Here is a 22102-nt window from a genome sequence, read left to right on the forward strand (position 1 = left end):
AAAACAGTTCAGGGAAAAAGAGATGGTTGAGCTTCTAAGAACCGAAATCGATACCGAACATCGATACCGTCTCACCTCAACCGACCGAGGCTATCTCCTGTCATGCGCTCAGCGCGGAGAGATCGGTTTGATGATCGGACCATCGGAATGGCTCTATCGAACGAGAGAAGCTGCAGAGAAGGGGCTTACCCTCATCATGCTCATGAACGCCTGGTGGAGCGCCATGACACACGGTTATCCTGCCGGCGATCTTCCGAGCCGCTGCGAGATTGCAGGGGCCGAGCATGCCGAGGCGGTGGCGCGCCTCGACGACCAGCCCCTGGTCGGACGCGAGGTCAAAGATCTGCGAGAGTTAGAAGACGCGACTTTCAGCTAAGCCCACGCAGCGTTTGACAGACGGGCGACACTTTAGGAACGGCAGGTCCATGCGCGGGAAAGCAATCGAGTTCATCACGATCGAAGATGTCCGTCAGCTCATTGTGGACGGCGTGAGCGAGAGCCTCAACATCGAATTCAAACTGGATATCCCGGTGAGCCCGGAGGAGCAGAAGGCCCGGCGAGCGAAGGACCCGTCGCTTTCCGTTCCTCGCGGCTGGCAGGGCTCCGGGAGCATTTCGAATTTTGGACGCGATGCACTTGCCGAAGAGATTGTTGCCTTTGCCAATGCCGACGGCGGAACGCTCATTCTCGGAATGGAGGAGACCGAGGCAGCGCCGCCGAGAGCTTCGAGGCTGAACTTGCTTCCGAATGTCTTTGACCTCGAGAGGCGCCTGCGTGATGCGTTCAACGATTGCATCGAGCCCAGGCTTCCCTACCTTGCCGTACGCTCCCTGGTGACCGAGAATGATGGCTCGGGGATCGTGCTTATCGAAACCTCACCCTCATCGCTTGGTCCTCATTGGGTGAAGAAAAGCAGAAAACCGACCATTCGCAGAGAAGATCGATGTGATACTCTTTCAATGCCGGAGCTTCACGACATGTTGCTCAGACGCGCAAGATCGCTGGACGAGGCTGCCGCACGGCTGGTTGAGGAACGGAGTCGATTCCAGAAGCACTTCGCAGACCACCTCGTTCATCTGAAGCCTGCGAATTTTCTCGGCGGCCCGAATGACACCGGCGTTCCGGTATGGCTGAAGCAGACCGGTCAGGCGGCTTTAGGCCTGCAGGTCACAATCGTTCCACACTTTGGAATCGGTCTCCCACGGCTCGAAAGCTTCAATGGTCTGGTTCCCGATCCCGGTGCCATCGGCATTCTACAGGGCTCAGAGCGGCGACCTACGCATTGGATCGAGACCTACACCTACGTCGAAGGTTCGGGGCGCAAAATCCTCGGCGGGATGACGTCGCGCCAGGAGGGAGGGTTCGACAAGACCGTAACAGTCATGCGCGACGGTCTAGTCACAGTGTCCTTCGTTCAGGTCCGTCCGACGTCATACTGCACATGCACAGCGGATCTCGTTATCACTGCCGCGGGTTTCGCCGTCGGGCTATTCGACCGCTTGAGGCGCAAGAGCAGTTACCCTGCAGCGCCCGCCGACGTGAGCGTTGACATCCACACGATGGGCGAAGTCGGTATTGGCCGGTTCGATGGGTTCAATGGCGGGGCAGTGTTTGGCCGCTTGGCCTCCCGAACGGTGTTCCCGATTTACACTTTGGGCGACTCCCAGGATATTTCGGTGTTGTTGAACGAAATTAGTGGTGACTTGATGAACGCCGGCGGAGTGGACGCCACTTCCATCAACCCGGTAGCCTGGCTCGATGAAAGCTGACCAAGTGGAGCATGCGGGGACGTTCTTAAGTGAGGTGTAGAGGTGGCGGGTAATGTTTTGACGGTTCGAGAGACCGGCAGCGATGGGTCGCAGGGCCGGGAGATATCGATCACCGACGTAGAGTTTGCGCCGCTCGCTTTTGAGGCTCTGCGGGACGCAAAGCTCCACCAGCGTTTGGACATCCCGCTGAGAGGCCGCGGTCGGGTCCATTCGACCCAGGGTCTTGATATCCACCACGGAAAGATTGCGACTTTCAGCACGATCCTGGAGAGCCGCTTTACATCGAAAGCCATCGGACTTGTGCAGGGCGGATGGCTGCCTTCGGCTTTAGCACATATCGCAGATACAGTCGTGTTACCCGACCGCTGCGTGGTCGCCCAGCTCGCCTCAAGATTGAAGGATGGGATTACGAGAAACGGATCCGAACCGGACTTCATCGACCTCTTCGCAGCCAATCCTGTTCGAATCAACCCCTTACTTTTTGTGCTTGAGGGGGACCAGGGAAGCAATCCAACGCCCGACCAACTCCGCCGGCACTTGGCTGAAGCACGCACGAAGCTGCGGTCGGCCTTGCCGAACTGCGAGATAGTTGCCGGAGATGACCAAGGTCTTCGTGGCGTACTGGGGCTCATCGAAGACACTCGCGAGGGAGCGCAGCGCAAGCAGACATTCCTTCTTGAGATAAATCAATACGTCAAATCACCCGTGAGCCGCCAACGCCGCGACGTTGTTTGGAATCGCGTTGTTGATGCAGCGGCGCGTCACGGTCTTCCGACCGCTTCCCTCGTCGTCTTGGCTGCACTGAGTGCGGTCGTCTCGCCGCAAAAGAACAATCCCGCTAAAGGCCTGCTTAAGTTTGGCCAGGAGTACGCTTTGGCGGATGTCTACAACGCGCTCGCCGACATTCGGGCGCTGGAGATCCTGACAGCTCTCTTCGGGTTTTTTCCGCACGAACATCTTATGCTTTGCACTGCGGACAGGGACATGGCGCTGTTCTGGGTGGGCTTGGCGGCCTCGAACTTTCGAGCTCAAGACGGGCGCTGCACGTATGACATCAACCCGACACTACTACTTCCGAATATTTCGGCCACTCATTGGGGTTCGGTCTTCGGAACGAGCAACTAGTGCCTCAACATTCGCATGAACTCGCATAGGAAGGCAATCTTATCCGAGGTGATCGATCGATGGGCGAGCCTTTGGTTCGGCTCGGTCCTCGCGCGTCACGAGCAGAATCTTTAAACGGAATCAAATTTCTGCGCACGAAATTGACTTTTCGTGCGCTTGAACTATATTCTATGCGTTAACCAATTGAGGAGTGCAGAGAATGGCGTTCAGAGCTGATGAAGCCGCCATCAATGGTTTCGAACGAGCGAAAAGCTATCTGGTGTCGAGAAATTTCACTCCCGCTGAACGCTCGCGGAGCGAGCGTACGCTACTGGATATCATCGATGAGTGTGGACCAGTTGTTGAAGGCTATCCGACATGGCATCCATTGGTATCGCGTCACGATGAGCACAATCCTGAGACTTATCCCAGTGATCGTTGTGGCTATCAGGGGCTTGATCACACGGTCTATTTCGCGCACGGCTTTTTAACTTGCCCATATGTAAACGGCGAGAAAGTTGTCGCATCCGCTGACAGTCTCCCGCACCATCCTCGTGCAAAGATCACCGCTGAGATTCTTGACGTTCCCTTCTACAATACCGGTACCCAAGCGGTTCTTGTTCGCTGTGAATGGGATGCAATGCTTGAGCCGGGGAAGCTGGTGCCGAAATCGCTTGCTGTCCCGCTTATGCTTGAGCAGGAAATGCCGGTTTGGCGATGGTCATCCCGGGCGGAGAACTGGGAAACGATGCGGCCTTATCTTCTCGGCGCTCCACATGGAAGCAGATCATCGCTCTTCGTCAGCCAAGATACAGCACTGGCAATGAAAAAAATTTATCTCGCGATGGTTGAGAGTGGAATGTTCGGTCCCGTGAAGATGAGTTAATTGTGAAGCGAGCTCCGGCCTTGAATTCTGCGTAGACGACAACCGGCTTTGTCAGCTACTCATCAAACGATATGGATTGTTCGAAATGGCGCCAAAGCTGAAACCCGCAGGCTCCTCTCTTCGAGATAAAGTAGCTGGCCTCTTGAAGTGCATCCACGCTGACGTGGAGCTCGAAAAAGGTCTCGCAGTGACCACTGCAGACGTCTTCTTCATTGATGAAAGCAGTCAGCTTTTTCCGAAGAAAATCGCCGTTGAGTGCAAAGACTGGAAGAAAGGTCTCGCCTCTTCTGACATCGCGGAAATTTATAATCTCTACAGGCCGTCGCTCGACAGCGGTGAAATCGATAATTTATTGATCATCGGGGACAAGGAGCTTTCACAACAGCCATCAAGGTCGACTTCAGCATTGCGTGATGTGACGTACGTCTCATTTGAGCGGTTTGTCACGACGCTGATGAATTTTAGCTATGTTCTTCAGGACAACATTGCGGCTTATCACAATCACGATTCTTCGAAGAACTTCATCCACACCAACGTAAAAGGGCAAAACAAGAGCTTGGAGCAAGCAGCTCTCGATTGGCTCGCATCAGACGAGAATATCCTGCTCACTTACGGTGGATACGGCGTCGGGAAGACCAGTTTTAGCCTGTATTTCTGTAAATTGATGACCGAACGGCACCGATCGGGGGAATTCGATAGGATACCAATCCGACTGACGCTTGGGGACCTGTTCACCAAACAGGACCTCAAAGGTGTCATATGCTCAGCGTTGACCGGCGCCGATGGAGGCGCCGCCGTCCAAAACTTTTCCTACAATCTCTTCCTTCAGATGAACCGTGAGGGATATTTCCTTCTGATCTTGGACGGCTTCGACGAGATGCGCCACGCCATGACGCTCGACGATTTCAAGTTCATATTCGAGGATATGGCCCTTCTTTTCGAAGGCAATTCCAAAACTATTATACTTGGCAGACCCGACTCTTTCTTCTCGGCGGAGGAAGAAAATGCTGTCATCGACGCGATCTTAACGAATGTGCTCGGTGACTTGCGCCGCCTTCGAAAAGTGGAAGTTGACCTGTTGCGCAGGGACCAAGTAGCCACTTACCTCGACAACTTTCTTGCACGGAAAGCCGCTGATCCAAACATCAACCGCCTAAGGCAATTCAAAGACAGGGCGCTCGAAGACGAGCTCGACATTCTGTCGAGACCGGTCCAGTTGAATATGTTCACGACAATCATGAGCAGTGCCGCGGCGCCGGAGGGCAAATTCAGCCGATATGATCTCTATTTTCAATTCATTTACCGTTTTGTCCATCGTGAGCATTCGAAGGCGAGCCGCAAGCTAACTGTCGATCAGCTGGGCGATTCGTCCATCGGATACAGCGACCCCCGTACAATATTCATGCAGAGGTTGGCGTGGTGGCTTCTAACCGAGAAAAAGGAAAACCGTTTTAGAGCCAATGAAGTACCGGCCGATTTCGTCCCACAATCAATACGAAATTCGCGCAGCAGCGACGCCGCACTCAGAGAGATCATCGTCGGATCTGTGGTGGAGCACGTTGGCGAGCCCTCGGTACTTGGGACGAAAGGGCCGCGGATCTACTATTTCCCCCACAAGAGCTACGTCGAATTCCTGGTCGCAGAATTCTTCTGTCGAGAAAAATTCAGCATCGAAATGTACACTACCTTCTTCCGCTACATGAATAGCGAGATTCTGTCGTTCATTGCGGAAGGTCCAGCAGAGGCAGTTTCGAACATGCGCGCCGGGCTTGAGCACGCTAAAGGCACGATCAGTTCAGAAGTCCTCATGATTACCGCGCGGGACCCGGCGATCGAGCAGGAAGAGAAGACACTGGCGGAGGGCAATACCACGCCTGGCCGCCTGTACGTCTATTACCAGTACCTTTTGAAGAATGGGAGAGCTCGGCAGGAGATCGAAAGTTTCCTATTCAACACTTTCTCGAAGGCGACTCCCGTCAACCGAGTGGGCGTAGCTTACGCGCTATCCGCCGACTATCTGGGCCAAGCAAAATGCGAGCCTTTGTTAGAACGTCTCGTGGCTTTCATCTTGAACAAAGTTGGAATCTTCAAGCTCAAGGAGATGCTGACAGGTGGTTCCTCCATTTATTCCGTCGACGGGCCAGCCGCGCACATGGTCTTTCTTTCGACATGCGTGTCGATTGAACGAGGGGCAATCTCAGTGGATGTGCGCGAGATGAAGCGCTTCGCCCGAGATGCCTGCCAGAAAAGCCTGTATGTTAGCGGTTACGACGCAGCACCAAGCAAGGACACAAAAATTTACACCTTGAAAATCGGCTCCATTCGGGGGCTTTCAGTCGAGATAAAAGAATTTCTCCTCTCATTGCCACCCAAGTCATTGCACAGGTTCAGCGCACAGGTGCACGGCAGGTCTGACGAACTTTTGGCGGGTGCTTCAAACACGTTTCGACCGGCGAGAAACTAACCCCACCGGAGCATAATCTCGGTCCTCTGGTGTGGTTTTCCGTTGTTGGGATAGCACCGACATCGTTCTCAAAAGTTCGACTGCGCGAGGCGCGAGGCAAGGAACCGCTCGATCTTTTCACCAACCTCGGGAAACACAAATTTCAGAAATGGCAGTGTATCCTGATCAGGCAGATAGCGCTGATCACCGGCGCGGATTGCCTCCTTCAATAAGCGGGCGCGCTTCTCCCATTTCCTGCTCTTGTCTTGAGATACCAACAATTCTTCGCACCTGTATATGCGAAGCGCGAAGCCCATCGCCAACGCATGCTCGGGATAGCCGTCACATATTCGGTGTGCCACCTCGACGAGGTGCTTGAAGTCCCAGCCAACCGGCTGTTTCACGCGAGCGCTTAGAATTCCGTTCATGAGACCGGTTACTGCTCTATCATGTCTCTCGTTGGCCGGTAGCGTTACGCCCCGGGCCCACAATTCTCCAATCAGGCTGAGCCAAGCTTCCTCGGTCGACACGCCGCCAGGCGTATGGTGGTTCCTCCCGATCCAGAAGGAACAAATCCGTTCGCGCAAATCGTCGTCGCGACTCTCAGTGCTTTCCTTTTCCTGCTTTAGAAGCTGTTCCGACTGGCCTGAGTAGTCGAAGGCCCATGCCGTCTGTGTAGCAAGATTGGCGGTGAGATCCCGAAAGGCTATGATTTCTGACTTCCATCGGTCTTGTATGGCGCCCGAAACAATTTCCGGCACTCGAAAATGCGCCCGAAGATAAAATGTCCCGGTGCTTTCAGATAGAACCGTAGTTTCCTCATCGACCACAAGGATGTTCGAGTTGTTGGGAAACAACAGGTCATCCGTCGTTAGTCGGCGGTAATTAGGGTCGAATTCGGCCATTATCCAAACAAGCAGCGCTCCTTCGTCGCGGTAGAAGGTTCGCCGACCAGCGACGACGTCCAGAAAGGTTGTTGAGAGTTGTGCCTCGAACGCAACGCGCCCGTGCACGGTGATGGCTTGGACATCAGGTTGCCGGCGGCTTGCTGGTTCTCGTATGGAGCGCCAATGTTTTTCAACCAGGATCTTTTCGTTGGACGGGTCCGCGGATAGACTTCGCACGATCCGCTCCTTCACCACCCGATGGGCAAGGCTCTCCCGCTGGCCTCGATATTTCAGAGCTTTGATATCCTCCCGGCTCAATAGGGATCTGGTAACGGACGGACAGGACCCATCCTCACGACTGTGCCGGAAAAAGAAGCGTTTCTCTCGTGAAGCTACGAGATAGACCGGAGTCGCACACAGAGCGCACCCATACCTCGGTGTGTTGGCGAGACTCTCGCTAATCGACATCCTCTCGGAAATGAGTCGATCATATCGGCGCCCTGAGATAAACGAAACAACATCGAGGAAAGCGCCAGTTTCGAGATCGATAATCTCGCTGATTTCGGGATCCTTCACAGGCTCGGCGAAAGCGAGAGGATCGAACGTAACGTTTCCTTGCACTGCCATGACGTTCACCTTCGAATCTCTGCGAGCCTACTGAGATTCGGTTGCATTTTCGAACGCAAAATGAGCAAATCCAACGGTTGATTGCGTTGTTGCGGGGGGGAAATGGACCGAGCCTTTTCAGATAGACACGGCTACCGCGGGGCCGAGCCGGACATTTCCATTCGGGAAGATGCGCCCGACTTTCTCCGTTTCCAGGTCGCCAGCATCGCGGAAAAATGCGACCTCAGGCCTAGCGAAATTCGGTCCATCGTTTGCAACGTCCTCTTGGAGGTACCGGATCCCAGGAATTGGAGTGAATATCCGAACGTTTGGGACGAGGTTCTTGGGCTCCTCCAGCACTGCGATTGGTATAAAGTTTATGACATCGCCGAAGCTATCTGGCGGTCTCTCGATCGCCGACCTGATCAGCAAACTCGATTTGGAAGCGAACTAAACCGCGGCTTTCGTGAAAAAGGCATCGGGTGGGAGCTAAAGCATCCAGACGGTATCGTCTTTCGAGGCGGCCAAACGTTCAAAGTTGCCACCGAGGAGGCCGTTGCCACCTTTGCCAAGAGCGGAAGATATACGGCAGCAGGGGAGATCCGCGAAGCCTTAGAGGATATTTCACGCCGACCCGAACCTGATCGCACCGGCGCAATCCAGCATTCTATGGCGGCGCTTGAATGTGTCGCTCGTGACCTATCCAATGCGCCAAACATGAACCTGGGTCAGCTCATCAATGGTCTCGCCCTCACGCCCCCATTGGGCGACGCGTTACACAAGCTCTGGGGATATGCTTCGCAAAATGGCCGACATGTACAGGAAGGGCGCGATGCAAGTGCTGCCGAGGCTGAGCTCGTTGTCAGCGTTGCGTGCAGCATCGCCGTCTTTCTCCTGAACCGGTCGGTATAGCACGCTACCTTCAAAGGTACGCGGCCAAAAAGATTGGCAGCAACGGCTCGTCACGGTCCATCGAATTCGTATGCCTGCTGGCGATTCAAAAAGGGTTCCCGATGCATATCTCTCGCGTTCAGCTCGTTAACTATCGGAACTTCGAGCGCGCAAGTTTTCATTTCAACAAAGGCATAAACACCGTCATCGGTGAAAACGGATCAGGCAAGACCAATCTGTTCCGCGCGATGCGTCTGATGCTGGACGACGATTTCCTTCGCTGGGCCTATCGCATGGATGAAAGCGATTTTCATCGCGGGATCGGCAACTGGCGCGGCCATTGGATTATCATCAGCATAGAATTCGCGGAGGTGTCTCAGGACGAAGCCGTACAAGCACTTTTCCTACATGGGACCGGAGTTATTGAAGACGAAGCGATCGCTCGGGCAACCTACAATCTCATTTTCCGGCCGAATGCCGCGGTCCGGACGCGATTGGCGCAACTCGATCAAGACGACCAGGCGGGTTTGTCGGCGATCTTGAACGCAGTCACATTGGACGACTACGAGACCGTCTTCACCGGCAAAAGCACCGCGGACTTTTCTGATCCAGCCGTGTACCAGGAACTAGTCGGAAATTTCGAAACCGTGCATTTTCCGACAGAGCTTCATCCAGCGGCCCTCGGAGGAAGGGTTCCAGGCATAATGTCGGTCAGCAAGGAGGTTTGCTTCACCTTCATCCAAGCGCTTCGTGACGTAGTCAGTGAGTTCCAGGGCCAGAGAACAAATCCCCTTTTGACGCTCCTCCGCAGCAAAAGCGGGGATCTGGATCCGGCAGTGCTTGCCCCGATCACTGAGCGGGTGAACGAACTGAACAATGAAATCGAGGCGATTCCCGACGTCGGAGAAATCCGGGCCGACATTCGCCAAACGATCCGGGATGCTGCCGGCGAAACTTATTCGCCAGCGAGCCTCGCAGTGCGATCGGCTGTCCCGGGTGAAGCTGATCGGCTTTTTCAATCCCTAAAATTGTTTGTTGGGGAGACGGACGATCAATACGAGGGAGCCATCAACGAGTTGAGCCTCGGAGGCGCCAACCTCATATTTCTCACCCTGAAGCTTCTCGAGTTCAAGTACCAGAAAGCAAAGCAGGCCTGCGCCAACTTCTTAGTCGTTGAAGAACCTGAGGCGCATATTCACACCCATATTCAGAAGACCCTTTTCGACCGATTGAGCTATACCGACACTCAGGTGATATACTCGACGCACTCAACCCAGATTTCCGAAGTTAGCAACATTGAGAATGTCAACATCTTGGGCCGGAGCGGGTCGCGCTGCGAAGCATACCAGCCGAGCGCTGGCCTGGAAGCACCAAAAATCCGGAGCATCCAGCGCTATCTTGATGCCGTCCGCAGCAATCTTCTGTTCGCGAAAAGCGTGATTCTGGTTGAGGGCGACGCCGAAGAAATCCTCGTGCCGGTGCTGGTCAAAGAGGTGCTCGGTGTGAGCCTCGACGAACTGGGCATAAGCCTGATCAACATCCGCAGTACTGGCTTCGAGAACGTCGCTGTTTTGTTTCACGATGATCGCATTCGTCGACGTTGTGCAATCGTGACTGATCTCGACGCGATCTTTTTCAACACTGACCCGCATCCGGACGATTCTGATGCGTTGAAGATTGCCAAAGAGAAGGCGCTCGGCTCGCAGGCAGCTGGCGTCGCACGACGCACTCGTTTGACGGCCTTCAAGGACGGAAACGATTGGATTTCGGTTCACTACGCGCCGCGTACGTTCGAAGTCGACTTCGTTGCGGCGGGCAATGTCGAACTGACAGTTTCGGTGCTCAATTCTGTGTACAGCGACGCCGCAACCATTGTTGCGGCAACCGCGGAGCTGCGTTCCGGCGATGTGGCGATCTACGGAAAGCGGATCCTCGCAATGGCTAGCTACGCCAAGAAGGGTTGGCTGGCAATTCAGGTTGCCAAGTTGGTTACAGGAACGACGCGAATCCCCAGCTACTTGGTGGAAGCGATCTTTACCGCACACAAACCCCTGAGCCGACGAGTGCTAGCGAACATGATTGATCACCGGCTGAAGTTCCACACGGATCCGACCGTTATTTCCGAGGCGCAGGTTATGGCGTTGCGTACCCAGGTAGAAGCTTTCCGCGCCGGCGATCTGCAGATTGAACCACTTCGAGAAGCGATCATCGGCACGATGGCGGGAGACGTCATCATTGATGTTCTGGGATACGCTTGATGGTTTTTGTCTGGGAAGACGGCGACCTCAACGAAGAGCAGGTGGACGCCATCGAGCATGACGGAAGCGTGTACCTTGCCGCCTGCCCTGGGAGCGGCAAGACCAGAGCATTGACCTATAAAATCGCATTAGAGTTATCCAAGCTCGAAAGCGAACGTCATTGGGTTGTTGCCATCACGTACACGCACCGCGCCGCCGAGGAAATCGCCGAGCGGATCGAGCGGTTGGGCGTGGCAACAGACCGGCTATGGATCGGTACAATCCATTCGTTTTGCCTTGATTGGATCTTGCGGCCTTACTCCATCTATCACCAGAAGCTGCAGAATGGGTTTCGCGTGGTGGACCAGCATGAAACTGAAGCAATTCTGGACCAACTTTGCCATCAGTCACCGTATCAAGTTCGGGCATTCGATTGCAGATATTATTACTCGACAGCGGGGTGTCAGCTGGAGAATGCGAACCCGTACCGACGCTTAGCTGCGCTTTCCGTGTTGAACGGATACTGGCAGCATCTCGAGGAGAACCGGCTAATCGATTTTGAGATGATCTTGGGTTGCGCTTACGACCTTATCACCGCCCAACCCTCTATTTCACTCCTGCTCGGTAAGCTTTTCAAATACATCCTAATTGACGAGTATCAGGATACAAAGGAGATCCAGTATGCGATCGTCGCCGCGATACTCGGCGCGTCAGCTGGGAATACAAAGACATTCATCGTTGGCGATCCTAATCAGGCAATCTACGGATCGCTAGGCGGGTTCGCCATGAGCCGTTTGGACTTCGCCGCTCTGGCAGGCATTGCACTTGCCGATAAAAGCCTTGCAAGCAACTACCGTTCCTCGGACAGGGTTGTCGACTACTTTTCCAATTATTGCGTCGTTCCAGCGGTCATCGAAGCGGTTGGTCCTGACAAAGAATACCCGAGCGTTGTATCGTTCAATCAGGAGATCAATCAGCAGGAACTCGACGACGAAATCGTCCGGCTCATCCGTTACAATATCGAGACGCTCGGAATTCCTCCTCATGAAATTTGCGTGGTTGGACCACAGTGGATCCAGCTGGCTGCGGTCACTAGGCGTCTCGTTGCAGCACTTCCAGAGTATAGTTTCGATGGCCCCGGCATGGCGCCGTTCTCTCGTGACCAGGACAACATCTGGTTCAAGATCTCACGTATCGCCCTGACCCGTCCAGATCCACAGCTCTTCGTCCGGCGCACACGATGGGCCAAGGAAATCTTGGATCATCTTAGATCGGCGGGTGTCGACGTCTCAAAGATCTCGCCGCGTGACCTGCTGCGCCATTGCAACGGCATCGAGATTGCTGTGGAGGACGGGCTAGAATATTTGGAGTTGTTTTTTGCGGAACTGCTGTTGGCTCTCGACATCGAGATCGATCTTTTCCCACCGCTCCAGGAGCACCACGTCGCTTTTTTCGAACGGTCCCGACTTCAAATCCAACGGCTGGAAGATGCCGGCGTTCAAGGCGTATCGAGCATTGCCATGTTCAGACGTGTGTTCGCCACCCGAGCTGGCATAACGGTTTCGACGATTCACGGGGTGAAGGGAGCGGAGTTCGATACCGTGATCGCTTTTGCGCTCCTTGAGGGAATGGTTCCGCACTTCTCAGATCCGAACGCGGCAGAGAGCGCCAACAAACTGCTCTATGTCGTTGCCTCTCGCCCCAGAAAGAACCTGCACCTGATCGCTGAAACAGGTCGGATCAGCGGGATTGGCGTTCCATATGAAGCCACGCAGGTGCTCGCGGAGAGTAATTTTGCTTATGATCTTATGGATGATGCCGGGTAGCCAGAGGGAATCTGGCGTGAGCAAGGCCGCGCCTCTATCATAATACTCCCCACGCCCGAAACCTCCCCCTCCCCGTCATCTCCCTCAAACCCAACTCCAAAACGATCCGCCGCGCCGCCTGCGGCGTGACGTCGAGCGTTTTTGCTACCATTTTCGCCGACACCAGCGGTTTCGCCATGACGAGCTCGACCAGCTCCGGCAGTTTTGAAGATATCCGGCGCCCCTCCAGCTTCCGCTCCATCATCGTTTTCGCCAGTACCAGCCGGTCATGTTCCTTCAGGCCGATCTCGGCGGCCGCCAGAAATCCGTGGGCGATGGCGAGCAGCCGGGTTTCCAGGTCGCGATGCCGGCGCCGATCGACGGGAATGGTCTTGAGGCCGAGATTGATCGCGGCGAGATGGGCGCCGGTGGTGATGCCGGCCTGCCGCAGGATCGACGCGGCAAGTAGCCGTCCGAGCCAGGGCGCGTGCTGAAGGACGGAAAGCTCGTTCCAGGCATCGAGGGCGATAACGGCCTGCAGCGTCGCCGGCAAATTTTCGGCCTGACGGAGCACGGCGCGCCATTCGTCAAGCCGGGCATCCTCGTCCCAGTCGAGGTCATAGATCATCGGGTCTTTTTCGGGACGGCCGGCCGTCGAACGGCCGCCGACGTGGCCGGGCCGCCTGGCGTCCTCAATCGCCGCCTCCGATCGGGCCAGCAGCGCATCGATGGCGGCGTAGTCGACGCCGGACAGATTTCCCGCATCGACACCATCGTCCCCCTCCCCTTCCGGATTTTTTTCAGCGGCCGCGGGCCGAATGACGCCGGGCGACCCAAACGCCTCAGGGCCGGCGGCTGTGATCTCCGAAGTCTGCCGCAGTGTGCGAATGCCTTCCGGCGAGAGCGCCCAATCCGGGGACTGTGCGGCGATGCGCCGGCGGGTGCGCAGAACGTCCCGGGCGATGGTGAGTTCGTGGGTCGGAGTGCGGGTGTCTCGGAAGGCGTCGTGGAGGACGAGGTCTTCGAGATGGACGAGCTCGCCGTCGATCCACAGCGAGGCGCAGGCGTCGGCGAAGTTTTGCCGTTCGAGGAAGCCGGCGCCGACCGGCGAACGAGCAATGCGCTCGTCGAGACGGGCGATCGCGGTTCCTGCCGCGGATATGGGCTTGAGCAGTCTCAGGATAGGCAAATTAGCGAGATCGTAAGACATTGAAATCACGCTAAATGATTTGCTAAAGGAACTCTATAGGGGTATTGTGGTTCCTCACATGGTATGATGGCGGGTTGGGTTTGTAACCATCGATAAGTACTGCTTATCGATGGTAGTTGATCTCGAGTCGCAAATCGGAAAGAATCGGGGCAAATCACGGCCCTGAAGGCCGCCGAATACAGCGATTTTGGAGCGCGCGTGGCCAAAGCTAAACAGTCCCTGACCGCCGTCGAGCGCCGCGCCGAAGAACTCGACACCATTGCCGCCGTGTTGCCGATGGAGCGCCGCGACGAACTGGCGGAATTGCTTACCGACCAGGATGTCGAAACGCTCAAACATCTCGTCGAGCGCGGCATGGGCGACAATACCCTGCGGGCTCTCACCTCCGATCTCGCCTATCTCGAAGCCTGGGGGCTGGCCGCGACCGGCCACTCGCTGCCCTGGCCGGCGCCCGAGGCGCTGCTGCTGAAATTCGTCGCCCATCATCTGTGGGATCCTGAGAAGCGAGCGAACGACCCCGATCATGGCATGCCGGATGATGTCGACGACAAGCTCCGGCGCCAGGGGTTTCTAAAATCCATCGGCCCGCATGCGCCGGATACGGTGCGCCGGCGGATGGCCAGCTGGTCGACGCTGACAAAGTGGCGAGGACATTCTGGCGCCTTCGCCTCCCCTGCCCTTAAACAAGCGATCCGCCTGGCGGTGCGCGCCGTCCCGAGGCAGCGCCGTCGCAAGAGCGCGAAAGCCGTGACCGGCGATATTTTGGCAAAGCTTCTCGCCACCTGTGTGACCGACAGCCTGCGTGATGTCAGGGACCGCGCCATCCTGATGGTCGCCTTTGCCTCCGGCGGCCGCCGGCGCAGCGAAATCGCCGGACTGCGCGTCGAGCAGCTCTCGGTCGAGGCGCCCATCGAGGTGCCCGACGGCCCTCCCCTCCCCTCTTTGGCCATCCATCTCGGTCGCACCAAGACCACGACCGACGGGCAGGACGACCTCGTCTATCTCACCGGCCGACCAGTTGAGGCATTGAATGCCTGGCTGGTGGCGGCGAAGATCGACAGGGGTAGCGTGTTTCGGGCGATCGGGCGGTGGGGCACTGTCTCGCGGCGCCAGCTCGATCCGCAGTCGGTCAATGCGATCCTGAAGCAGCGGGCGGAGATGGCCGAGTTGGAGAGTGCGGAGTTTTCGGCGCACGGACTGCGGTCGGGGTATCTGACAGAAGCGGCCAATCGCGGCATCCCCCTCCCCGAAGCGATGGAGCAATCGAGGCACCGATCAGTTCAGCAGGCCTCGAGCTATTACAACAATGCGACCCGGAGGAGCGGCCGGGGCGCTCGAATGCTGTAGGGACCGCTCATCCTCGACGGCACCCTCTCTGTCAGATCTGCGAGGCCGGCGTCCCGACGCGTAGTGGTGCCAGAATGTGCTGCTCGACCAATTCAGGCGCCCATTGGACGTACTCCACCACGCTGCCGTCGGCATGCTTCATGTACATCATTCGTCCGGTCGGAATGTTTCCTACGTCGCGGATCACAGACGCGCCGTTTGCAAGGAGCTTGCTCTTGGCGCTGTCAATGTCCTCCACGATCCAAGGACCGAGGCTGCCGCGGATCGGCGCCAGCACCTCATCCGTTCCGCCAATCGCGAGCACGTCGCCAATACCGACGAGGGTCACGGGGTCATAGTTTAGCCAGAGATGGGGCTGGGTGCCGTGGACTGCCTTGAGCGTTGCCACGGTGGACTCAAGGTCTGTCGTGACGATGCGGGTGTATGTCTTGAGGATCATGAAGATGCCCTTCTGCGGTGGTGAAGGTCGAGGACGCTGCCAGCTCGCGGCTGGAGCGCTCAGCGTCCTCGTAGATAGAGAATGACAGGCTCAGGCTCTCTCAGCGCAGGAAACGCTCCGAGACCGCCAGCATGGTCACGGAATGTCCGGCCCGGGCGAGGAGTTCGTCGAATGCCGCCCGATCGGCGTCCACGCCGTCCTGGAACGCCGTCAGTGTGGGCCACCACAACTGACGGGCCCCTAGGAACGGTGGCTCGTCGCCATGCACCTCGACACTCGGTCGGTTCACCGCGTGGCCTAGCGCACCGATCCGCAGGCCGAGCGCGTCGTCGTCCGCGTCCGCCCAACCGGGATTGCCGTCACGGTGCACGAACTGAAGGAGATGAATGCTTGTCGGCCGCTCCAGCACGTCCCATTGGCGATCAACCGCGGCTCCGGCGCCAATTGGGGGCCGCGAAACGATGACCTCCTCCTCGGTAATGAAGAAGATGACCCTCGGCAGGTCCTGGAACAACGGCTCGTCGGGACGGATGTTATCGACGAACAAGGGTTCGTCGACCAGTGCGCCGGCGGCCTTTGGAGAGTCGAACGAGGGCATGGCGACACCGTCGTACTGGTCCTGCCCCGGGCCGAGGCGGTCGGTGTCAAACTGGTGCGCCTGGACATAGGTGAGCATCCCCGGGATCTGCCGGCCCAGGGTGCCGTGCGGGTGACGCCAGTGGTCGTGGAAGCGCTGGCGGTCGATGTCGGGGCGGCGGGGAAGGAGAGAGAAGAAGCGGATCACGAGAGGTCCTAACTAGTATAGTTTCATTTGTATCGGCGCGAATGTCACGCGTGCGGAAGTCGTAGGAGAGCCATTTCTCCCCAACTTGTGAGATAGGTATACGTCTGCTACTTAGTTGCAAGAACGCACTTACAGTCGCCTAGGTATCGCTGAGGAAACCCAATGTCCGTCTGCCAGCACTTCGATGAAAGCTGCCCCAGCCGCTCGCTGTTCGATAATATCGCCGACAAGTGGTCGATGATGGTGATCAGCGTGCTGGATGCGGGCCCGATGCGCTTCAACGGAATCAAGCGGCACATTGGGGGCGTGACGCAGAAGGCGCTGACACAATGCCTGCGGCGGCTGGAACGCAATGGACTTATTTCCCGCCGGATCATTCCGACCTCGCCGATCGGGGTCGAGTACACCATCACGCCGCTTGGCCGCTCGCTGCTGGGTCCATTTCAGGCGCTCCATGAATGGACCATTGAGCATGTCGATGATGTGGAGCAGGCGCGTCAAGCGTTTGACGGCCGTGCTGCGGAGTGAGCTGACGCGTCTTCGAGTTCACCGCCGCGGCTGGATTCGCCCCGCCCGACGAACCTCGCGCAGCAATTCCGCTCGGCGGATACCGGTCGAGAGGGGAGCCAACACGCGAACGGCCAGCGCTTCAACTGTGTGAGTTCAAGGGGATTGATTGCGCTTGATCAAGCCGATCGACACAGAAAAAGTGGCCTTCGTCGCAGCGCTCCAAAAGCCCATGGTTCAGCGTCGTCGCCTATGCAACGACCCTGTTTCTGCCGAGTGATTTCGCCTGATAGAGATTTTCGTCCGCGGCTTTCAGGCGCTCGGACGGGTCAAAACCAGGCGGGCATTGACACGCTCCTATGCTCGCCGATATCTGCACCCGCGAGCCGGAAGCCGCATGTAAAACGACGGCAGCAATTTCCGCTCGGATCTCTTCACATCGGGTGTGCATTTCTTCAAACGTTAGACCGCTTTGGAACAGACCGAATTCTTCACCGCCCAGGCGTCCGGCGACACTGATTGTCTCTGGTAGCGGGAGAGAATTCGGCCGGTCAGGCGGAGCGCCTCGTCACCCGTTGCATGACCATGACGGTCATTGATCATCTTGAAATGATCCAGGTCTAGAAACAGCAGGACCCCGGATACACCGCGATCACTCATACCCTCCAGTTCTTCCATGAAGGCGCTCCGTGTCAGGACTCCTGTCAGGCCATCGGTGCGGGATTGGAGACGAAGGGCCTCGTAGGCTTCTGCGAGCTGCTGTAGAACCTCCTTCGTCGCCGCTTCAGCCCGCCGAATCTTCTCGGACTGGGCAAAGTGAAACGCCGAGGCCGGAATCGATATCGCCAGCGGACAGAAGATGGTCATGAACAGCCCCGCTCCAACCACCTGCCCGCCCAGTAATGGCACGATCCAGAACGAGAGAGCCAGTGAGGCCAGCATCGAGCACAGGCCAGTCAAAAATGACTTTTCAATAATGCGACGCATCGACACCACCATGGAAAATGGAAGTGTCTTTGGACCTCAGGCACTTAAAGACGGCTGAACCACTTCGATAAAAGTCAGGCTATGCGCCCAATCTCGAGGGGCTGTATCAAGGGTCCATAATCTCTCGTTCGTTTGACGCGTCGTATTTCCGGATTTCCCCTCGCATTTTGCCGTTCCAGCGGCTGACAAACGCGATCGTATCAGCCGCCCGCAGATGAGCGCTGAGCGCAGCCTCATCCACCCAGCGTTCCGATATCAACAATCGGCCTGACTGGGGATCGTCAACGGCAGCATCATAGGCGATGGCGCCAGAACGCTTGCGCGTACTGACTGCGAGCAATTTGAGTTCTGCCACGAACTGCGCCAGGTCGGCCGGATTGACGTGCATGTAGCCTGTTACGACAAGCATGGGTATTCTCCTCTCCCAGACTGCAGGCTCTCGGCAATCTGGGGTGTTCATTCATCCGCAACGATCAGGCAGCGATCAGCACGATCTTGCCTTGGATGCTTCCTTCGGACGCGCGGCGGTGGGCTGCAGATGCGTCAGCAAGCGGATAGGTGCTGTCGATCACCACGCGAACGGTGCCGTCATCAAGGAGGCGGCCGGCCTCTACGAGTTGCGCGCCGTTCGAACGCACCTGCGTCGATGATACGATGATCTTTCGCTCGGCAGCTTGCCCATGGCCAGAAAAGCCCAAGGGATTGACGAGATACAAGGCGCCGTCCTGCTTTATGATGGGAAGGAAGCGTTCCATATTCGCGCCGCCGACGGCATCGAGTACCAGATCCACATCCTTCGCCACCGTTTCCGCAGCCACCTTGGTGTAGTCGATAAAACGATCGGCTCCGAGATCGCGGAGAAGCGCCTCGTGCTTGCCGGAAGCAACGGCAATCACCTTTGCCCCTTTCCATTTTGCGATTTGAACCGCGAGATGGCCGACACCGCCTCCAGCGCCATTCACCAGCACGGTCTTTCCATCCAGCGGAACCGGTGCATGCGAGAAGGCCTGGAATGGGTTCGGCGCATCATGGCCCAGATCCACCAGAAACTGCCAGGCGGTCAACAGCGACATCGGCGCACCGGCCGCCCGGATATGGTCGATCCCGGCGGGCTTCAGCGCCAGTTCCGATGCGGGGACTGAAACATATTCCGCATAGGCGTTGCTGCCCTTCATGAGGTCTTCCGGAAAACGAACCATCGCATAGACTTCGTCGCCGACGCGAAACCCAGACACGTTCTTGCCGACCGCCGATACGACGCCAGAGACGTCGGTGCCAAGGATCAGCGGGAAGGTTGGATTGGGTTGCCACTCCGGCGGAAGTGCCCGGTAGCCATCGCGCAGGTAAAGATCGGGCGGATTGATGCCCGCAGCATGGACCCGGACGAGAACGTCGTGATCGGTCATTTCCGGTTGGGGCGCGTCCTCACAAAGCAGAACGTCGGGACCGCCGAATTCATGCAGTCTTACAGCTTTCATTATCTCTGTCACCATTGCCTCCTTGGATATTGGCTTTGATTACAGAAGATATGCGCGTCGACGACGATTGATAATCGGTGTTGAATTCGCTTTACTAATGCCATGAAGGAACAAATCGGAATCGATAGACTGACGGGGCTAATCGCGTTTGCACGCGCCGGATCGCTCGGAAGCTACACCGCGGCGGCCCGCACCCTGTCCATCTCTCCCTCGGCGGTCAGCAAAAGTATCCAGCGGCTAGAGAAGCAACTTGGCGTTTCGCTCTTTACGCGCACGACCCGTTCCCTGACCTTGACGGACGAAGGACGCGACCTCCATGAGCGCGCGCTTCGGCTGCTGAGCGACGCGGAAGATATCGAGCAGGCGGCAAAGGCAGCGCGCACCGAGCCTGCCGGCACATTGCGGATAGCAGCATCTTTGCCGATCGGCCTGCACATTATCGCGCCCGCGCTTCCTCATTTTCGCAGACTCTATCCAAATGTGCACATAGATCTCCGTTTGAGCGATCACATAGTGGATCTGGTCGAAGGCGGCTTCGATCTGGCAGTTCGGATCGGCGATCTCTCCGACTCTCGCCTGCTCTCAAGGCGCCTATCGCCCCATCGACTATGCTGCTACGCCTCACCCGAATATCTTGACGGTTACCCCACACCTAAGCATCCGAACCAGTTGGAAGAGCACGAGACCGTCAATCTGCGCTACCAAAATAGTGGCCAGCTATTCCGCTGGCCCTTCCGTATCAGGGATCGGGAGGTGGAAGTCGTGCCATCCTCGGGTATCGTCGTCGATGCAAGCGAGGCCGTTCTTGCATTGATTGCCGCTGGCGCAGGTATCGGAATGGCAACCAGCTTCATGGCCAACTCCTGGGTGGAGCGCGAAGCGCTTGTTCCTGTTCTGGCAGACTATGCCGTCGACCGGCACAACATCACGGCGCTGTGGCCAGCGAGCCGTCGGTCCAACCCCGCTGTTCGCGCCTTCCTCGACACCTTGGTGGAGTTGTCATGACAACGGTATTTGTGGCCGATGGCCGACAGCCGGCTCATCCGCCTGCTGGCACCATGGTGCGCCCCTTCCCCGGTTATTATCTCTATTACCCTGATCTTCACGGGACTACAGCCCTCGAACTGTCCAAAGCAGCCTCTTCGAGAACCAAGAAATGAGCCCCGCTCCGCACCCGCTCGCGACGCCCTTTCCTTATCGAGCACAAGGGTTCGTAGGAGCCGCAGGGGCAGGAACTGATCAATTGGCTGAAAATTAGCTCGACCAGGGCGCGCCTCACCTGACGTGCAGCAGACTCAACGCTGTGCGAGCCGCCCGGCCGCGTAGTCGCGCGCAAGCGCGATAAAGGCCTGGAAGGCTGCGGAGGAATTGCGCCGATTATAATAGTAGAGGCACAGCGGTACGAGCGGCGGTGTCCAGTCTTCGAGAATGCGCACGAGTCGCCCTGCAGCAATATCTTCGCGGACATCGGCTTCCATGAGATATTCTATCCTCACGCCGTTCGTTACTGCGATCCGCGCTAGGGATGCACACCGCGTGTCAACGGCAAAAGCAGGTGTGTGATTGAACGTCGGGTCCGTTCCCGATCCATGCGCAAAGGATGCAACGGGCGATCAGCGGGCTGAATACTCATGTTTGACAGTGCACCGTTACGCTGCACGCAACAGTGGTTGGAACCGCTTCGCGTGGTGAGCTCATTCCGTAACGGAACGCATAGTCGGATAGGCCTGCTCAAACCTCCGGGTTACGGAGTCCCGTCGAGACATTCTTCAGTCCTGAGGCGGTCTCTCAACGTGGCTGCCGCGCCGAACGTCCTTGATGAGATCGACGAACCGCCGCAGTTTGGCGGGGATGTTTCGTCTTCCGGGATAATAGAGGCAGAGCCCCGGATAGGGTGGGGTCCAGTCGGCAAGAACCTGCTCCAGCCGTCCAGCAACGACGTCCTCTGATACCTGCCATTCATTCAGATAGGCGAGTCCGGCTCCGTCGCGGGCCGCCCGGAGCATCAGGTCGCTGTCATCGAGCGTGAGCTTGCCAGGAACGTCGAGCATGAAGCTCTCGCCTCGCTTTTCGAACTCCCAGCGATAGAGCGTGCCGCTCGCCATTCTGGCCCGAATGCACTCGTGGTTCTGAAGATCTGCCGGAACCTGCGGCTTTCCATGCTGCCGGAAATATTCGACCGAACCGATGATGGCCGGACGGACGCTGTCGCCGATCGGAACGACGACCATGTCGGGGGGAACGGCTTCCCGAATCCTGATCCCCACGTCAAAACCCTTGGCATTGACATCGACCAGCGCGCCCTCCGTGACAATCTCCACCGCCATCTGCGGGTTTCTCCGCATGTATTCCAGGATCAGCGGCGTCAGGATCATTCGGCTCGCACCGACCGACGTGTTGATGCGCAGGGTACCGGTGGCTTCCGCACGATGCTCGTCGACATGCTCAACGGCGTTGCGAATGGCCTCCAGCGCCGGGCCAACGCTCGCCACGAACTGCTCGCCCGCGGCGGAAAGGACCACGCTCCGCGTCGATCGGTTGAATAGTCTGACGCCCATGCGCGCTTCCAGCGCGGCGATCTGCTGGCTGAGCGAAGACGACGAGATCCCAAGCTCGCGCGCGGCGGCCCGAAACCCGCCACGGGAAGAGACCGCGAGAACTGCTTCGAGTTCGGCGAGCGAGCCACGCATCATTGTCCGTAACTCCTTATCAGCCTGAGCGC

Annotated in this window: 22 protein-coding genes; 12 read left to right on the forward strand and 10 right to left on the reverse strand. The window is 57.2% G+C overall.

Translation table 11 applies throughout. The features are described from left to right. Nucleotides 1-22: 22 nt before the first annotated feature. From FHX06_RS28055 to FHX06_RS28075, 5 genes are all read left to right on the forward strand, one after another. On the forward strand, nt 23-376 hold the full coding sequence (locus FHX06_RS28055; protein ID WP_112542253.1) for a hypothetical protein: 354 nt from the start codon (nt 23-25) through the stop codon (nt 374-376). Nucleotides 377-425: 49 nt separating this feature from the next. After that, nucleotides 426-1769, forward strand: coding sequence for a helix-turn-helix domain-containing protein (locus FHX06_RS28060; RefSeq protein WP_112542254.1), 1344 nt, complete (start codon nt 426-428; stop codon nt 1767-1769). A 42-nt stretch (nt 1770-1811) separates the two neighbouring features. Continuing rightward, nucleotides 1812-2894 carry a hypothetical protein gene (locus tag FHX06_RS28065; RefSeq protein ID WP_112542255.1) on the forward strand — a complete coding sequence of 361 codons (1083 nt, stop codon included), beginning with the start codon at nt 1812-1814 and terminating at the stop codon, nt 2892-2894. Between the two features lie 199 nt (nt 2895-3093). Then, nucleotides 3094-3759 (forward strand): hypothetical protein, encoded by a 666-nt coding sequence (locus tag FHX06_RS28070; RefSeq protein WP_112542256.1) that lies wholly within the window; start codon nt 3094-3096, stop codon nt 3757-3759. Between the two features lie 85 nt (nt 3760-3844). Next, nucleotides 3845-6223: an NACHT domain-containing protein gene (locus FHX06_RS28075; RefSeq protein WP_112542257.1), complete on the forward strand. Its 2379-nt coding sequence runs from the start codon at nt 3845-3847 to the stop codon at nt 6221-6223. Between the two features lie 68 nt (nt 6224-6291). On the opposite strand, the gene FHX06_RS28080 is transcribed toward FHX06_RS28075, so the two are convergent. Further along, nucleotides 6292-7716, reverse strand: coding sequence for a DUF6035 family protein (locus FHX06_RS28080; RefSeq protein WP_112542258.1), 1425 nt, complete (start codon nt 7714-7716; stop codon nt 6292-6294). A 102-nt stretch (nt 7717-7818) separates the two neighbouring features. Here FHX06_RS28080 and FHX06_RS28085 point away from each other — a divergent pair, with 102 nt between their 5' ends. Genes FHX06_RS28085 through FHX06_RS28095 form a run of 3 tightly spaced genes read left to right on the forward strand, consistent with a single transcriptional unit; the run spans nt 7819 to nt 12649 of the window. Then, nucleotides 7819-8607, forward strand: a complete 789-nt coding sequence (locus tag FHX06_RS28085; protein ID WP_183881648.1) for an AbiJ-NTD4 domain-containing protein — start codon at nt 7819-7821, stop codon at nt 8605-8607. Further along, nucleotides 8568-10844 carry an ATP-dependent nuclease gene (locus FHX06_RS28090; protein ID WP_312866598.1) on the forward strand — a complete coding sequence of 759 codons (2277 nt, stop codon included), beginning with the start codon at nt 8568-8570 and terminating at the stop codon, nt 10842-10844. Before FHX06_RS28085 ends, FHX06_RS28090 begins: the two co-directional genes overlap by 40 nt. Beyond that, the gene (locus FHX06_RS28095; protein WP_112542261.1) at nt 10844-12649 is read left to right on the forward strand and encodes a UvrD-helicase domain-containing protein; all 1806 of its coding nucleotides are present in this window, start codon (nt 10844-10846) and stop codon (nt 12647-12649) included. Before FHX06_RS28090 ends, FHX06_RS28095 begins: the two co-directional genes overlap by 1 nt. Nucleotides 12650-12686: 37 nt before the next feature. Here FHX06_RS28095 and FHX06_RS28100 read toward each other — a convergent pair whose 3' ends face one another. After that, complete coding sequence (locus tag FHX06_RS28100) at nt 12687-13838, reverse strand: RHE_PE00001 family protein (RefSeq protein ID WP_183881651.1); 1152 nt, start codon at nt 13836-13838, stop codon at nt 12687-12689. Nucleotides 13839-14036: 198 nt separating this feature from the next. Between FHX06_RS28100 and FHX06_RS28105 the strand changes: the two genes are divergently transcribed. After that, the gene (locus FHX06_RS28105) at nt 14037-15185 is read left to right on the forward strand and encodes a site-specific integrase (protein WP_183881653.1); all 1149 of its coding nucleotides are present in this window, start codon (nt 14037-14039) and stop codon (nt 15183-15185) included. A 31-nt stretch (nt 15186-15216) separates the two neighbouring features. Here the strand turns inward: FHX06_RS28105 and FHX06_RS28110 are convergent, their stop codons facing one another. Further along, nucleotides 15217-15624, reverse strand: a complete 408-nt coding sequence (locus FHX06_RS28110) for a VOC family protein (protein WP_112542209.1) — start codon at nt 15622-15624, stop codon at nt 15217-15219. A gap of 100 nt (nt 15625-15724) precedes the next feature. After that, a complete protein-coding gene (locus tag FHX06_RS28115; RefSeq protein WP_112542208.1) occupies nt 15725-16408 on the reverse strand; it encodes an EthD domain-containing protein in 684 nt (227 codons plus the stop codon). Nucleotides 16409-16570: 162 nt separating this feature from the next. Between FHX06_RS28115 and FHX06_RS28120 the strand changes: the two genes are divergently transcribed. Then, complete coding sequence (locus FHX06_RS28120) at nt 16571-16936, forward strand: winged helix-turn-helix transcriptional regulator (protein ID WP_112542207.1); 366 nt, start codon at nt 16571-16573, stop codon at nt 16934-16936. Nucleotides 16937-17165: 229 nt separating this feature from the next. On the opposite strand, the gene FHX06_RS36095 is transcribed toward FHX06_RS28120, so the two are convergent. The 4 genes from FHX06_RS36095 to FHX06_RS28135 form a co-directional block, all read right to left on the reverse strand. Beyond that, nucleotides 17166-17435, reverse strand: coding sequence for a GGDEF domain-containing protein (locus FHX06_RS36095; protein ID WP_312866600.1), 270 nt, complete (start codon nt 17433-17435; stop codon nt 17166-17168). Next, nucleotides 17378-17902 carry a GGDEF domain-containing protein gene (locus FHX06_RS36100; protein WP_281413456.1) on the reverse strand — a complete coding sequence of 175 codons (525 nt, stop codon included), beginning with the start codon at nt 17900-17902 and terminating at the stop codon, nt 17378-17380. The genes FHX06_RS36095 and FHX06_RS36100 overlap by 58 nt, the downstream gene beginning before the upstream one ends. 106 nt (nt 17903-18008) lie before the next feature. After that, nucleotides 18009-18311, reverse strand: coding sequence for a putative quinol monooxygenase (locus FHX06_RS28130; protein WP_112542206.1), 303 nt, complete (start codon nt 18309-18311; stop codon nt 18009-18011). Between the two features lie 64 nt (nt 18312-18375). Then, entirely contained in the window at nt 18376-19392 is a 1017-nt protein-coding gene (locus FHX06_RS28135; RefSeq protein ID WP_112542221.1) for an NADP-dependent oxidoreductase, read from the reverse strand. 90 nt (nt 19393-19482) lie between these two features. Here FHX06_RS28135 and FHX06_RS28140 point away from each other — a divergent pair, with 90 nt between their 5' ends. Both FHX06_RS28140 and FHX06_RS28145 read left to right on the forward strand, forming a co-directional pair. Then, nucleotides 19483-20385 (forward strand): LysR family transcriptional regulator, encoded by a 903-nt coding sequence (locus tag FHX06_RS28140; RefSeq protein ID WP_112542205.1) that lies wholly within the window; start codon nt 19483-19485, stop codon nt 20383-20385. After that, on the forward strand, nt 20382-20540 hold the full coding sequence (locus FHX06_RS28145; RefSeq protein ID WP_162709978.1) for a hypothetical protein: 159 nt from the start codon (nt 20382-20384) through the stop codon (nt 20538-20540). The genes FHX06_RS28140 and FHX06_RS28145 overlap by 4 nt, the downstream gene beginning before the upstream one ends. A gap of 135 nt (nt 20541-20675) precedes the next feature. On the opposite strand, the gene FHX06_RS28150 is transcribed toward FHX06_RS28145, so the two are convergent. Beyond that, nucleotides 20676-20894: a LysR substrate-binding domain-containing protein gene (locus FHX06_RS28150; protein WP_348649799.1), complete on the reverse strand. Its 219-nt coding sequence runs from the start codon at nt 20892-20894 to the stop codon at nt 20676-20678. A 255-nt stretch (nt 20895-21149) separates the two neighbouring features. After that, nucleotides 21150-22070 (reverse strand): LysR family transcriptional regulator, encoded by a 921-nt coding sequence (locus FHX06_RS28155; protein ID WP_210300657.1) that lies wholly within the window; start codon nt 22068-22070, stop codon nt 21150-21152. Nucleotides 22071-22102 lie beyond the last annotated feature (32 nt).

It is taken from the genome of Rhizobium sp. BK512, from assembly GCF_014194915.1.
GTDB lineage: Bacteria > Pseudomonadota > Alphaproteobacteria > Rhizobiales > Rhizobiaceae > Rhizobium.

What these genes read in the sequence shown, in the direction of transcription:
- FHX06_RS36100 (WP_281413456.1), bottom strand. Translation starts at nt 17,902, where the DNA reads ATGCGTCGCATTATTGAAAAGTCATTTTTGACTGGCCTGTGCTCGATG.
- FHX06_RS28130 (WP_112542206.1), bottom strand. Translation starts at nt 18,311, where the DNA reads ATGCTTGTCGTAACAGGCTACATGCACGTCAATCCGGCCGACCTGGCG.
- FHX06_RS28060 (WP_112542254.1), top strand. Translation starts at nt 426, where the DNA reads ATGCGCGGGAAAGCAATCGAGTTCATCACGATCGAAGATGTCCGTCAG.
- FHX06_RS28085 (WP_183881648.1), top strand. Translation starts at nt 7,819, where the DNA reads ATGGACCGAGCCTTTTCAGATAGACACGGCTACCGCGGGGCCGAGCCG.
- FHX06_RS28100 (WP_183881651.1), bottom strand. Translation starts at nt 13,838, where the DNA reads ATGTCTTACGATCTCGCTAATTTGCCTATCCTGAGACTGCTCAAGCCC.
- FHX06_RS28120 (WP_112542207.1), top strand. Translation starts at nt 16,571, where the DNA reads ATGTCCGTCTGCCAGCACTTCGATGAAAGCTGCCCCAGCCGCTCGCTG.
- FHX06_RS28110 (WP_112542209.1), bottom strand. Translation starts at nt 15,624, where the DNA reads ATGATCCTCAAGACATACACCCGCATCGTCACGACAGACCTTGAGTCC.
- FHX06_RS28145 (WP_162709978.1), top strand. Translation starts at nt 20,382, where the DNA reads ATGACAACGGTATTTGTGGCCGATGGCCGACAGCCGGCTCATCCGCCT.
- FHX06_RS28140 (WP_112542205.1), top strand. Translation starts at nt 19,483, where the DNA reads ATGAAGGAACAAATCGGAATCGATAGACTGACGGGGCTAATCGCGTTT.
- FHX06_RS28070 (WP_112542256.1), top strand. Translation starts at nt 3,094, where the DNA reads ATGGCGTTCAGAGCTGATGAAGCCGCCATCAATGGTTTCGAACGAGCG.
- FHX06_RS28055 (WP_112542253.1), top strand. Translation starts at nt 23, where the DNA reads ATGGTTGAGCTTCTAAGAACCGAAATCGATACCGAACATCGATACCGT.
- FHX06_RS28155 (WP_210300657.1), bottom strand. Translation starts at nt 22,070, where the DNA reads ATGCGTGGCTCGCTCGCCGAACTCGAAGCAGTTCTCGCGGTCTCTTCC.
- FHX06_RS28095 (WP_112542261.1), top strand. Translation starts at nt 10,844, where the DNA reads ATGGTTTTTGTCTGGGAAGACGGCGACCTCAACGAAGAGCAGGTGGAC.
- FHX06_RS28080 (WP_112542258.1), bottom strand. Translation starts at nt 7,716, where the DNA reads ATGGCAGTGCAAGGAAACGTTACGTTCGATCCTCTCGCTTTCGCCGAG.
- FHX06_RS28075 (WP_112542257.1), top strand. Translation starts at nt 3,845, where the DNA reads ATGGCGCCAAAGCTGAAACCCGCAGGCTCCTCTCTTCGAGATAAAGTA.